Genomic DNA, 13,086 nt, shown 5'->3' with positions numbered 1-13,086 from the left:
GGAGCGCAGGCACAGCCGACCACCATATGAAGGCAGGGGGAATCCAAGAGCGCAAGGACCGACTATACCCCCAATGGGCGCCCGTGTCCACTCCTGTTCTTGACGAGTCAGGATTCCTGCGGTATAAGCCGAAGATTCGGCGCGGGTCCCGGTGGCGTCCCGCCGCCCGTCGGTCCATGATGTGCTCATGGCCGGGGCATCCCCCGTGATCCGCACGCCCGATCAGCGGCTCCGGGTGTTCGTCAGCTCGACACTGCGCGAGCTGGCCGACGAGCGGCGCGCCGTCCGTGCCGCGATCGAGCGGATGCGGCTGGCGCCGGTCATGTTCGAGCTCGGCGCGCGACCGCATCCGCCCCGTGAGCTGTACCGCGCCTACCTCGCACAGAGCGACGTGTTCATCGGGATCTACGGCGACAGCTACGGCTGGATCGCCCCCGGCGAGGAGATCTCCGGCCTGGAGGATGAGTACCGGCTGGCCCCGCGCGCCATCCCCAAGCTCATCTACATCAAGGACACCGACGCCCGCGATGAACCGCTCACCGCGCTCATCGCACGCATCCAGGCCGACGACACCGCCGCCTACCTCCCCTTCCGGACCGCCGAGGAGCTCGAAGAGCAGGTGGCGGGCGATCTCGCGACGCTGCTGGCCGAGCGGTTCGACCAGTCGCGACGCCGGGAGGCCGGGGCCGAGGATCGGGATGCCGCGGCATCCTTCACTCTCACCGGGCGCGTCCCGGTGCCGTACACGACGACGATCGGCCGCGAGCCCGACATCGCCGCCGTGCGGGGTCTGCTGGAAGCGGGTGCCGACCGCGTCGTGAGCCTCATCGGCCCCGGCGGCGTCGGCAAGAGCCGCCTCGCGATCGAGGTGGCGCGGGCGTGCGCGGACCTGTTCCCCGCGGGTGTGCGCTTCGTTCCGCTGGAGAGCGTGCTCGATCCGGATCTGCTGCTGCCCGCCATCGCGTACCACCTGGGAGTGCGCGACACGGGCGAAGCCGAATTGGAGGAGCGCATCGCCCGGTCGCTGACCGAGCGCCGCATGCTCATCGTGCTGGACAACTTCGAGCAGATCGTGGATGCGGCGCCCGTCCTGGTGCGCCTGTTCACGATCGCACCGGCGGCGACCTTCATCGTCACCAGTCGTGTCGTGCTGCGCATCCGCGGCGAGCGCGTCTACGAGGTCTCGGCGCTGACGACGCCGGCACCGCAGCGCCCCGTGGGCCTGGAGGCGGCAGCCCGCTCGCCCGCCGTCATGCTCTTCGTCGACCGCGCCAGGGCCGTCGCCCCGCGGTTCGAGCTGACCGCCGCGAACGTCGGGGCCATCGTGGACGTCTGCCGGCGGCTGGAGGGGCTCCCGCTCGCGATCGAGCTGGCGGCCGCGAAGGTGCCGGTGCTCACCCCCGCCGACATCGCCGAGCGGCTCGAGCAGAGCCTGCCGCTGCTGACGGCGACAGGGCGCGACCTGCCGGAGCGCCAACGCGCGATGAGCGCGACGATCGAATGGAGCGTGAGCCTGCTGCCGCCCGCGCAGCGTGACCTGCTCGAGGATCTCGGGGTGTTCTCGGGCCGATTCGGCCTGGACGCCGTGGAAGCCGTCGGCGCCGGCCGGTCATGGGGCGACGCGGCCATCGACGCCCTCGCCGCCCTCGTCGATGCGTCACTGGTGAAGCGGACCGAGATCGGCGGACGGACCGCGTTCTCGCTCCTGGTGGTCGTCCGCGAGTACGCGGTCGGGCGCCTGCAGGAGCGCGGGGAGCTCGAGGCGCTGCGGCGGGTGCACGCGGATCATTACACGGCCCTCGCGCGGCGTCTCGTCCCCGAGCTGCGCGGCGCCGGTCAGATCGACGCGGTCACGCTCCTGGGCTTCGCCCTGCCGAACCTGCGTGCGGCCGCTCGGCACCTCGTCGACGCCGCCCGCATCGATGAGGCCGCCGACTTCGCGAGGAGCCTCTTCCTCTACTGGTGGATCTCGGGCCTGTTCGCGGAGGTGCGGCTGTGGATGCTGGAGCTGCTCGACCAGAAGCATCCGATGTCGAAGCGGACCCGGGCGACGGCGCTCTTCCTCACCCTGTGGGGCGGGCTGTGGCGGTATCCGCCCGGTGAGATCGTCGCGGGCCTGAGCGAGTGCATCGCACTCTTCGAGGAGGCCGGCGACGAAGAATCGGCGGTCATGACGCTGGCGATCCGCGGATCGACGCGGCTGCAGCTTCCCGACCCGGATCTGACTCTCGCCGAGACCGAGATGCGCGAGGCGGGCGAGCGGCTGCGCACGACCGGCGACCACTGGGCCGAGGCGATGACCCACGTCGGGCTCGCGCTTCTCGCGATCGTGCGAGGATCGCCCGACGACGCGCTGGTGCGACTGGACCGAGCCTGGGCGATCGGCGCGGCGCAGCAGGACGCATTCACGCAGGTTGTGGCCGGCCAGCAGCGCGCGCGGCTGCTCATCATGCGCGGCGAGTTCGACGCGGCAGAGCGGGTGTACTCCCAGACGCTTCCGCTGGCGGTCCGGCTGCACTTCGACGACGGTGTCGCGTTCGCCCTGGAGGGGACGAGCGCGATCGCGGTCGCCCGCGGTGATGCGTGGCGGGCGGGCGCGCTCGCCACGGCCGCGGCGTCGATCCGCCAGCGCATCGGCGGCTTCGACCTCGGGGCGTTCGCGGTGCAGCTTCCGCTGCTGGCGGCCCTGCGCGAGACCGACCCCGAGGGCGTGGCCGCCGGGGAGCGGGACGGTGCGGAGATGACGGTGGGCGAAGCCGTCGGCCTCGCCCTTCCCGATGAGATCCGCGCGGAGGTCGACGATCTGCTGCGCCAGTGGTGACGCGCGGATCGATCCGACGGAAGACTGGCTCTGGCGGTGACGGATGCACAGGAGAATGATGTGCTCATGGCTGGGGCATCGCCCGTGATCCGCACCCCTGACCAGCGGATCCGGGTCTTCGTGAGCTCGACCCTGCGTGAACTCCAGGAGGAGCGGCGCGCGGCGCGCGCCGCCATCGAGCGGATGCGGCTGGCGCCGGTCATGTTCGAGCTGGGCGCGCGGCCGCACCCGCCGCGATCCCTCTATCGCTCGTACCTCGCCCAGAGCGACGTGTTCGTGGGCATCTACTGGGAGAGCTACGGCTGGGTCGCCCCGGAGGAGGAGATCTCGGGCCTGGAGGACGAGTACGACCTCGCCCCGCCCGGCATGCCCAAGCTCATCTACGTCAAAGCGTCGCCGCAGCGCGACGAGCGGCTGCAGCGGCTCATCGCGCGCATCCAGCGCGACGACACGGCCGCGTATCTGCCCTTCGAGGACCCCGCGCAGCTGGAGGACCAGATCGCCGCCGACCTGGCGACCCTGCTGGCCGAGCGCTTCGCGCAGTCGCAGCGCGACTCCGAGCCGGCCGAGGCCGGGGCATCCCTCGTCTCCCGAGTGCCCGTCCCGTACACCGTGACCATCGGTCGCGAGGGGGACATCGCGCAGGTGCGGGAGCTGCTCGGCCGCGGCGAGGACCGCGTGGTGAGCCTCATCGGCCCGGGCGGGATCGGCAAGAGCCGCCTGGCCATCGAGGTGTGCCGCGCCACCGAGGACCTCTTCCCGGACGGCACCTACTTCGTTGGCCTGGAGAACGTGCTCGAGCCGGGACTGCTGCTGCCGACCATCGCCTATGCCCTCGGCATCCGCGACAACGGCGAAGCGGTCCTCGAGGAGCGGATCTCCCGCGCGCTGGCGACCCGGCAGGTGCTGCTGGCGCTGGACAACTTCGAGCAGATCGTGGATGCGGCGCCGGTCCTGGTGCGACTGTTCACCGTCGCGCCGACCGCCAGCTTCCTCGTGACCAGCCGGGTGGTGCTGCGCATCCGCGGCGAGCGCGTCTACGAGGTGCCGGCGCTGCCTGCGCCCGAGGCGGGCGCGCCCGGGACGACCGAGCGTGCGATGCGGTCGCCGGCGGTCGCGCTGTTCGTCGACCGCGCGCAGGCCGCCAAGCCCGTCTTCACGCTCACCGACGACAACGCCGGCGCCGTCATGGACATCTGCCGCCGCCTGGAGGGACTTCCGCTGGCGATCGAGCTGGCCGCGGCGAAGGTGCGGATGCTGACGCCCCACGCGATCGCGGAGCGCCTCTCCAGCAGCCTGCCGCTGCTGACCGCCGCGGTGCGCGACCTGCCTGAGCGGCATCGCACGGTGCGCGCCACCCTCGACTGGAGCGTGGGTCTGCTGCCGCCCGAACAGCGCGAGCTGCTCGACGACCTGGGCGTGTTCGCCGAGCGGTTCACCCTCGACGCGGTCGAGGCGATCGGGGTGGGCCGGGTGTGGGAGGGGCAGGCGATCGACGGCGTCACGGCGCTCATCGACGCGTCGCTGGTGAAGCAGACCGAGGTCGACGGCCGCTCGGTGCTGTCGCTGCTGGCCATCGTGCGCGAGTACGCGCTGGGGCGCCTGAGGGAGAAGGGCGACGCCGACCTGATGCGCGCGGCGCACGCCGACTACTACACCGCGCTCGTCGTGCGCCTCTCACCCGGGCTGCGCGGGCCGGATCAGGCCTCCGCGGTCGCACACCTCGGGCTCGAGCTCGCGAACCTGCGCGCCGCAATCCGTCACCTCGTCTACACCGATCGGCTCGACGCGGCGGGCGACTTCGCCTGGGGGATGCTCATCTTCTGGTGGATCATGGGCCTGTTCGGCGGCGTGCGGGTGTGGATGCTGGAGCTGCTCGAGAAGGAGAAGCCCATCACCCAGCACACCCGCGCGGTGGCGTGGTTCTTCGCGCTGTGGGGCGAGATGTGGCAGCGGCCGGCGCCGGAGGTGGTCGTCGGGCTCGGCGAGTGCGTGCGGCTGTTCACCGAGAGCGGCGACGAGGATGCCGCGACCATGGCGCAGGCGGCGCGCGCCACGGCGCGCGTGCAGCTGCCCGATCCCGATCTCGACACCGCCGAGGCCGAGCTGGTCGCCGCGGTCGCCCGGCTGCAGGAGCTGGGCAACGCGTGGGGCGCGGCGATCAGCGAGGTCTCGCTGGGCCGCATCGCGTGGCTGCGCGGCTCGCTGGACCGCGCGATCGAGCATTTCGAGAGGGCCGGCGCGACCGCCGCCGCAGGCGGCGACCTGTTCACGCGGGTCGTGGCCAGCAACCAGATCGGTCGCCTGCTCATGGTGCGCGGCTCCGTCGACGAGGCCGAGGCCGTGTTCGTGCGGACGCTCCTGGATGCGGTCCGTCTGCACCACGAGGAAGGCGTCGCGTACGGGCTGGAAGGGCTGTGCGCGGTCGCCGCGGCGCGCGGGGACGGACACCGCGCCGGCGCTCTGTCGGTGGCCGCCGCATCGATCCGGCACCGGGTGGGCGTGTTCGACGTCGAGGCGTTCATGGTGCACGCGCTCTCCCTCGACAGCGCGCGCGAGGCCGACCCCGGATCCGTCGCCGAGGGCGAGCGGCGCGGCGCCGAGCTCACCCTCGCCGAGGCCGTGACACTCGCCCTGGCCGAGCCGGAGCGTTCGGAGGCCGCCGAGCTGCTGCGTCACTGGTGACCTGCGGCCGGCTGGGCCGATCAGTGCGGCGGCGGCGCGTGACGGAAGCGGATGCGCGTGCCCGGCCGCGCCTGCGCGAGCGCGTCGAGCGAGGCATCCGTCACGACTGCGATCACCGGGTAGCCCCCGGTGACCGGTCCGTCGGCGAGGAGGATCGTGGGCCGCCCGGACGGGGGGACCTGCAGCGCGCCGGGGACCATGCCCTCGCTGGGGAGCTCGCCCGTGCGCGCCCGCGGCAGCTCGGGGCCGTCGAGACGCATGCCGACGCGGTCGGCCTCGTTGGTCACGGTCCACGGCTGTTCGTAGAGGATGCGCAGCGCGTCGGCGGTGAACCAGTCGGCGCGCGGCCCCGCCGCAAGCTCCACCTCGAGCTCGGCGTCGCCGGGCGGGCTCCACGGCGCGAGGTCGGCCGTGGGGATCGGGCCCGCCGCGACACCGATCGGCAGCGCGTCGCCGGCGCGCAGCGGCGGATGGCCCAGCCCCGCCATGAGATCGGACGCGCGGGAGCCGGCGACGGGCTCGGTCGCGATCCCCCCGCGCACGGCGAGGTACGCCCGCGCGCCGTGGGCGAGCCAGTCCACGTGCAGCTCGGCGCCGGCTGCCCAGCGCACCGCCTCGTAGGGATCGACCGCCCGCCCGCCGAGCCGGAGGGGTCCCCAGCCTCCGGCGACCGCGAACCACAGGTCGCGTTCGGCGACCGCGCGGAATCCCCCCATCGTGATCTCGATGCCCGCGGCATCCTCGTCGTTGCCGACCAGCCGGTTCGCGGTGCGCAGCGCCGTGCGGTCGAGCGCGCCCGATCGCGCGACCCCCTCCCGGGCGTGGCCCGCCCGGCCCAGATCCTGGATCGTGCTCAGCAGCCCGGCCTCCGTGACGCGGATGCCCGTGCCGAGCGTCCCCGCCGAGCGTGCCGCCCGCGGGGCCGGTGACGCGATGGCCGCGCCGGGGCGCGCGGGGGCGCGCCCCGGATCGGGCGTGACGAACCGGACCCGGGCACCGGGTGTCAGCAGCGCCGGGTCGGAGGACGAGGGGGTGAGAAGCGGTGCGCGGGTGGTGCCGATCAGCCGCCAGCCGCCGGGGGTCTCGCGCGGATAGGCGCCGGTGAATCCCGCCGCCAGCCCCACCGCGCCGGACGGCACGCGGGTGCGCGGGGCGTCCAGGCGCGGCACGTCGAAATCCCAGGCGTCGCTGACGAGGTATCCGAACCCGGGTGCGAATCCGGTGAACGCGACGCGCCACGGGGCCGCGAGGTGTCGGCGCACGAGTTCGCCCGGGCCGATCCCGAACAGCTCGGCGGTGGAGGTCAGGTCGGGCCCGTCGTACGTGATCTCCATCTCGACGAGCGGGCCCTCGGCATCCCGCGTCCCGGCCGCTCCGGTCGCCCGCTCGATCCAGGCGCGCGCCGCCGAGAGCGGAAGCGTCTTCGGGTCGACGACGACGAGCACGGTGCGGGCGGCGGGCACGAGCTCGGCGACCCCGGCGGGGGTGGATGCCTCGAGCCGGCGATGCAGCGCGAGCACCTCGTCGAGCGTGCCCAGCTCGACCAGCAGCGCGCGCTCGCCCATCGGCAGGATCACCATGGCGCGCGCACTCCGACCCCGGCGTCGTCGAGCGCGGCGCGCACCGCACGCGCCATCGCCACCGCCGAGGGCGAGTCGCCGTGCACGCAGAGCGAGGCCGCGTCGGCGCGGACGAGCTTTCCGTCCACCGCCTGGACCACGCCCTCGCGGGCCAGCAGCACGGCGCGCTCCGCGACGCGCGCGGGGTCGTCCAGCAGCGCACCGGGGGCGCCTCGCGGCACGAGCCCGCCGTCCGCGAGGTAGCCGCGGTCGAGGAACGCCTCGCGCACGAACGGCAGCCCGATCTCGGCCGCCGCCGTCGCCAGCGCATCGCCGAGGGCGAGGAGCGGCACCGCCCGCCCGACCCGGTCGGACAGGCGCACCACCGCGGCGGCGACCGCCCGGGCCACTGCCGGGTCGGAGCCGGCGGCGTGGTACAGGGCGCCATGCGGCTTCACGTAGCGGATGTCCGCGCCCGCCGCCGCGAGATCGGCCAGCTGGGCGTCCACGGCCGCGCGCAGATCATCCGGGTCGAGCGGCAGCGCGACCCGCCCGAAGCCGGCCCGGTCCGGGAAGGAGGGATGCGCCCCGAGCGCGACGCCGAACCTGCGCGCCCGGTCGACGGCCTCGCGCATCGATGCGGCGTCGCCGGCATGCCCGCCGCACGCGACGCTGGCGCTGGAGACCACGGCGAACATCGCCTCGTCGTCGGCCGTCGGCACGCCTTCGACCGTCTCGCCCAGGTCGGCGTTGAGGTCGATCGTCGCCATGACTCCCACGGTAGCCCCGAGCCGGCCGCCGTGGCCCGGCGCAGGCGGCCGGCACCGCGCGGGGGCTCGGCGGGTACGGTGGAGCCATGGCCCGGGCGCGTGTGGAACCCGACGAGGCTCCCCGGGCGCGGCTGTCCGACGGGACCGTCGCGCGCATCGTTCCGTCGCGGTTCGCCGGCGGCTTCGAGCTCGAGGTCGGCGGCACGCCCCAGTCGCATGTCGACCTCGACGACCCCACGCACCTGCACTTCGAGTACGTCGCGCGGATGGGCGCGGTCATCGACCGGCTCCGGATGCCGGGGCAGCCGCTGACGGCCGTGCACCTGGGCGCCGGGGCCCTCACCATCCCGCGCTACGTCGAGGCCACCCGCCCCGGCTCGCGTCAGCAGGTCATCGAACTCGAACAGGCGCTGGTCGAGCTGGTGCGCGCCGAGCTGCCGCTTCCCCGGCGGGCTGCGATCCGCACCCGCATCGGCGACGCCCGCGAAGGGCTGCAGCGGCTGCCGGCCGCACTGCACGGCCAGGTGGACCTGCTCGTCTCCGACGTGTACGCCGGCGCGCAGACCCCCGCGCACCTGACCACGCTCGAGTTCTACACCGAGGCCGCCGCCCTGCTGGCGTCCGACGGGGTGCTGCTGGTCAATGTCGCCGACGGAGCGGGCCTGCCGCACGCGCGGCGCCAGGTGGCGACCGTGCGCGCGGTACTCGAGCACGTCATCGTGCTCGCCGAGGTGCAGGTGCTCAAGGGCCGGCGCTTCGGCAATCTCGTCATCGCCGCGTCGCGCGCGCCGCTGCCCACCCAGTGGCTGCCGCGGCTCATGGCCGCCGGACCGCACCCGGCCAAGGTGGCCCACGGCGCCGAGCTCGACGAGCTCGCGCGGGGCGCGCGCCCGGCCACGGACGCGGATGCCTCGCCGTCGCCGCTGCCCGCGGCATCCCTCTTCGACCGCTGAGCGCTCCCGACGCCCGCGGAGGCGGCGACCGAGGGATGCCTCGGCGTGCCACGGCCGTTCCCGCCGCGACCGCGGGCAGACTGGAGGCGCGAGCGGAGAGGAGCTGCGGTGAGCTACATCAAGGGCTACGACCCCGACACGCTGCGTGAGATCGTCGACGCCCGCGAGTGCCGGGACCGGCTCGACGAGATCGGCGAGCAGCGGAGCCTTCCCGCCCTGCTGGAGCGGGTGTGGCTGCTGAAGGTGCTGGACCGGCTGGAGGATTCGCTGGTGCTGTCGGAGCAGTCGGTGCGCGTGGCGCGGATGGCGGGCACGCGCAAGGACCTGCTGCGGGCGCGCATCCTCCATGCCTCCGTGCAGCAGTTCCGCGGCGCCTACGCCGCAGCCGAACAGGAGCTGACCACGTGCGCCGAGGAGGCGGAGGGGCAGAAGTGGCACGCGATCGCCGCGTTCGCGTATCAGCACCGCGGCAAGGTGCATTACGACACGGGCGACTTCGACCTGGCGCGGGCCGACTTCAAGCGCGCGCTGTTCCTCCGGCAGGAGGCGGGCGCGCCTGACGACCAGCTCGAGTCGACGCTGCTGGCGATCGATGCGGCCGACCGACGGCGCATGGCCACCATGGCGACCGGGTGACTGTCGGACATCCGTTCTAATCTCGACGCATGTCCGAACTGCACCGCGTGCGCGGCTGGGCCGACGCACTGATCCGCCTCCATCTCGACGAGTCGTGGTCGTTCGCCTTCGACAACGCCAAGCGGCGCGCGGGCCTATGCGACTACACCCGCAAGCGGATCAGCGTGTCGCGCTACCTCGCCGCGCGCTACGACGACGACACCAACCACCAGACCCTGCTGCACGAGGTCGCCCACGCCCTCGCCGGCCCCGATGCCGGCCACGGGCCGAAGTGGAAGCGGATCGCGCGGGATCTGGGCTACATCGGCGGACGGGTCCACCACGGTGAGACGGCGACCGAGCTGGCCCCGTGGATCGGCGTATGCCCGGCGGGGCATGTCGCGTATCGGCACCGCCGGCCGTCGCGTGACACCTCGTGCTCGAAGTGCGCCTCGCAGTTCGACCCCCGGTTCCGGTTCAGCTGGACGCGGCGCGAGATCAGCCGTGCGACGCGTCTGGCCGCGATGACGCCGCGCTGAGCGGGTCAGAGCGCTTCGAAGATCCCTCCGCGCAGTACGGGCACCGCGTCGGTCGCGTCGAGCTCTGCGGCGTTCAGCACCTCGGTGCGGGCGTCGCGGTCGATGAGCTCCCGCCCTGAGCCGCTCGCCGTCAGCAGGTGCCGCGTGGCACCGCGCAGGCTGCGGAACGCCTCGCAGGCGAGCGCGGCCTCGGGCGATGAGTGGTCGAGCCCGAGTTCGGCGAGCGCGTCGATGACAGCGCCCGCACCGAGCTGGTCTTCCACGGCGAACCGCGGACCGGCCCCGGGTGCCGAGCCGTTCACGGGGAGCTCGTCCGCGGCGATCACGGCGACGCTCGTGCGCTCGCCGCGGCGCTCCTGCTCGGTGAGCACCGCACGCGCCACTGCGGAGGCGTTGCGCAGGCAGCCCAGCAGCACGAGCGGCGCGGGATGCAGACGGGATGCCGCGGCCGCCACCATCACGCCGTTCCTCGACACAGCGTGCGCGGCGTCGAGGGTCACGGTCTCGCCGCGCGCGACGGCATCCGTCACCGCTGTCGAGAACCGCAGCACATCGACCACCACGACGATGTCGGGTGCGCCCTCGGCCAGCCGTGCGAGTCCCTCCGCGCCCCAGTCGCAGCGCACCTGGTAGAAGCCCTGGTCGAACGGCGACCGCATCTGCACAGCGTAACCGCCGTGCCCGCACGACGCGCGACGATGTCAGCGAGCCGAACGCTCACTCGGCGGCGAGCACTGCCGCCACCGCCGCCCGGGCACGGCTGATGCGGCTCTTCACCGTCTGCACGAGGATGCCCTGGTGCTGGGCGATCTCCTCGTAGGTGAGCCGGCCGTACTCGCGCAGCACGAGGGCGGCCCGGAAGTGCTCGGGCACCTGACGCAGCGCGGTCTCGACCCGATCGCGCTCCGCCAGTTCGTCGACGAAGTCACCGGGGGCGGGGTGGTCATCGAACCGGTGCTCGCTCTCCTCGCGCCGGCGCCTGACGACGGCGAGCGCGGCATTCGCAGCGATCCGGTGCATCCAGGTGGACAACGCGGCATCGCCGCGGAACCTGTGGAGGTTGCGCCACACGGCGATCAGACACTCCTGCAGCGCGTCTTCGGCATCTGCGGCATTCCGTGTGGTGCGCAGGCACACCGCCCAGAGGCGATCGCGGTGCGGCGCCACGAGCCGTGCCACCGCGCGCTGATCGCCCGCCCGTGCCGCCGCGATCAAGTCGGCCTCGGCTTCCATGCCGCGTCGCCCATCCCGGCCGGCGCCGTCGCCGATCCGATGGGCGCGATGCTAGCGCACGGGCGTCGCCGCGTCACTCGAGCCGCGAGGACTCCACCGGGCCGCCGGGATAGAACCTCTGCCGATCGCCTCCGGTGAGCCCCGACGCTGCTCCTCCCGCACGCACCGCATCGATGAGCGCCAGGACGTCGGCCAGATGCGCCGCGTCCGCCTCTGCAGCCGTCGCGCCGAGCTCCCGGCCGAGCTCCGCCGCCGGCCGCACATCGGGCGCGATGGAGTCCACCCGGGCGTCGTGTCCGAGGTCGCTCACCACCCGCATCCGCTCGCCCCACAGCGGGAACATGGCCTGCGCTTCCACACCCACGACGTCGGGGGCGGGCTGGCCGGCATACGTCCAGTCGAGGCTGTACGCGAACAGCACCGCGCTCGGGTCGCTGAACCGGATCGCCTCCGCGCCGGCGGCTGCCAGTGCCCGCGACGAGAACGCCGTGACGAGGGTGTGCGAGGGGAGGTCGCCCGTCAGCGGTGCGACGGGTCGTCCGAGCCGCGCACCCAGGGCCCAGGCGAGCACCTTGCTGTCGCGATCCGGGGTGTGCGCGACGACGCTGACGGCACGCTCGGCGCGGGCCAGTGCATGCTGCAGGGCGGTGAGCCGGCCGGCGAACGACGCCTGGTCGTCCCACACGGCGCCCCACCTGCCGCCCATGCCCTCGTACTCAGGGCCGGCGACGTCGAGGACGACAGTGCTGTTGAGGATCACCTCCCAGGCGCGCAGATCGCCGTCGACGGGCCGGCCGATCGCCGCGAGCGCGTCGGCGCGGGCGATCCGCGCGCCCGCGAGGCGCCGGAGGACGGCGACCCCCGGACCGTCGCCGAGGGTCGGGTGGAGCCGCCGGGTGGTCGCGAGGTCGCCCGTCATCGCGGCGTCGTGCGCGCACAGAGCGCGCAGCAGCTCCTCCCGCTCCAGCAGGTGAGGCGCGACCTGCGTCATCATGGCGACCGCCTGGGCGTACCGCTGGCATCCCTCCAGCGCGACGACGAGCTCCATCAGCACCCGGGCGTCGTCGGGCCGCAGGCCGCGCGCCTCGATCAGCGGCGCGACCGCGAGGTCGTCGAGGCCGACATCGATGAGCTGGTACCCGGCCTGGAAGAGCGCCTCGGCATCGGGGCGGGCGGCGGCCGCACCCGCTGCCGCAGCGGCATCCGGTGCACCGAGCGCCTCGAGCAGGAGCGCAAGCTCGGCCAGCTCGGCGGACAGCTCCTCGCCGGCGTCCAGCCGGCCGCGCGCCGCCTGTCGCAGCTCCGCCAGACGCGCCCGTGCCCGTTCGGCGTCGATCGCTGCCGGCGGTGGAGGCGCGGTGGGTGCAGCCGGGGACGATGCTCCCGGGGCACGAGAGCGCAGCCGCTCCTCGGCAAGGGGGATGGCGCGGTCGAGGAAGGCCTGCCTGCCTCCGCCACCTCGCAGGTCGGGCTCGTCGCCGAGGTTGGCGTGTCGGCCGTCGGCGAAGATCGCCAGGTAGCAGGCGGCATGGATCTGCGCCGTCTCGGCCGTGACCACGGCCCGCACCGCGCCCTGCGGATCGATCGCGACGAGCACGTGCTCGTACTGCAGCCCGATGGGGTTCTCGGGGGCGCGGGCCTCGTCGAGATACAGGAGACGGCCATCCGCCGTGGCGCCGGGGAGGGCGACGTCGTGCTCGGCCGACCAGTGCACCAGATGCGGACCGCCGTTGTCCGCCGCGAAGCGCTGGAGCGCCGCGGCCGTCGCGGAGACCGCCGGCTGAGATCCGGGTTTCCTGCGGCCGAACAGCGCCATCACGTCCTCCTCGCGGCGGCCGGATGCCACCCTGCCGGTGAGATGCCGGCTGCGGCCGGAATGTTCCCACGGGCCGCCGATGCGAGACTGGGCTG

At 73.8% G+C, this 13,086-nt stretch carries 10 protein-coding genes; 5 read left to right on the top strand and 5 right to left on the bottom strand.

Annotated features, from left to right (window positions below; genetic code table 11):
* Positions 1-187 precede the first annotated feature (187 nt).
* Both ACIWQI_RS15120 and ACIWQI_RS15115 read left to right on the top strand, forming a co-directional pair.
* Positions 188-2,821 (top strand): DUF4062 domain-containing protein, encoded by a 2,634-nt coding sequence (locus tag ACIWQI_RS15120; RefSeq protein ID WP_396658664.1) that lies wholly within the window; start codon positions 188-190, stop codon positions 2,819-2,821.
* A gap of 66 nt (positions 2,822-2,887) precedes the next feature.
* Positions 2,888-5,506 carry a DUF4062 domain-containing protein gene (locus tag ACIWQI_RS15115; protein WP_396658662.1) on the top strand — a complete coding sequence of 873 codons (2,619 nt, stop codon included), beginning with the start codon at positions 2,888-2,890 and terminating at the stop codon, positions 5,504-5,506.
* 20 nt (positions 5,507-5,526) lie between these two features.
* Here ACIWQI_RS15115 and ACIWQI_RS15110 read toward each other — a convergent pair whose 3' ends face one another.
* Both ACIWQI_RS15110 and ACIWQI_RS15105 read right to left on the bottom strand, forming a co-directional pair.
* A complete protein-coding gene (locus ACIWQI_RS15110; protein ID WP_396658660.1) occupies positions 5,527-7,086 on the bottom strand; it encodes a 5-oxoprolinase/urea amidolyase family protein in 1,560 nt (519 codons plus the stop codon).
* Positions 7,080-7,835, bottom strand: coding sequence for a 5-oxoprolinase subunit PxpA (locus tag ACIWQI_RS15105; protein WP_396658658.1), 756 nt, complete (start codon positions 7,833-7,835; stop codon positions 7,080-7,082). The genes ACIWQI_RS15110 and ACIWQI_RS15105 overlap by 7 nt, the downstream gene beginning before the upstream one ends.
* 86 nt (positions 7,836-7,921) lie before the next feature.
* Between ACIWQI_RS15105 and ACIWQI_RS15100 the strand changes: the two genes are divergently transcribed.
* The 3 genes from ACIWQI_RS15100 to ACIWQI_RS15090 all read left to right on the top strand — a co-directional run bounded on the left by ACIWQI_RS15100 (position 7,922) and on the right by ACIWQI_RS15090 (position 9,942).
* Positions 7,922-8,788, top strand: a complete 867-nt coding sequence (locus tag ACIWQI_RS15100; RefSeq protein WP_396658656.1) for a spermidine synthase — start codon at positions 7,922-7,924, stop codon at positions 8,786-8,788.
* Between the two features lie 108 nt (positions 8,789-8,896).
* Positions 8,897-9,424: a hypothetical protein gene (locus ACIWQI_RS15095; protein WP_396658654.1), complete on the top strand. Its 528-nt coding sequence runs from the start codon at positions 8,897-8,899 to the stop codon at positions 9,422-9,424.
* Between the two features lie 29 nt (positions 9,425-9,453).
* Complete coding sequence (locus ACIWQI_RS15090) at positions 9,454-9,942, top strand: SprT-like domain-containing protein (protein ID WP_396658652.1); 489 nt, start codon at positions 9,454-9,456, stop codon at positions 9,940-9,942.
* A 5-nt stretch (positions 9,943-9,947) separates the two neighbouring features.
* Here the strand turns inward: ACIWQI_RS15090 and ACIWQI_RS15085 are convergent, their stop codons facing one another.
* From ACIWQI_RS15085 to ACIWQI_RS15075, 3 genes are all read right to left on the bottom strand, one after another.
* Complete coding sequence (locus tag ACIWQI_RS15085; protein ID WP_396658650.1) at positions 9,948-10,601, bottom strand: 2-phosphosulfolactate phosphatase; 654 nt, start codon at positions 10,599-10,601, stop codon at positions 9,948-9,950.
* Between the two features lie 58 nt (positions 10,602-10,659).
* Positions 10,660-11,175 (bottom strand): RNA polymerase sigma factor, encoded by a 516-nt coding sequence (locus tag ACIWQI_RS15080; RefSeq protein WP_396658649.1) that lies wholly within the window; start codon positions 11,173-11,175, stop codon positions 10,660-10,662.
* Positions 11,176-11,248: 73 nt separating this feature from the next.
* Positions 11,249-12,991, bottom strand: coding sequence for a hypothetical protein (locus ACIWQI_RS15075; RefSeq protein ID WP_396658648.1), 1,743 nt, complete (start codon positions 12,989-12,991; stop codon positions 11,249-11,251).
* Between the last annotated feature and the right edge of the window lie 95 nt (positions 12,992-13,086).

The sequence above is a fragment of the Microbacterium sp. genome, assembly GCF_044508325.1.
Taxonomy (GTDB): Bacteria; Actinomycetota; Actinomycetes; order Actinomycetales; family Microbacteriaceae; genus Microbacterium.
This window is presented reverse-complemented; position numbering and strand designations above follow the sequence as displayed.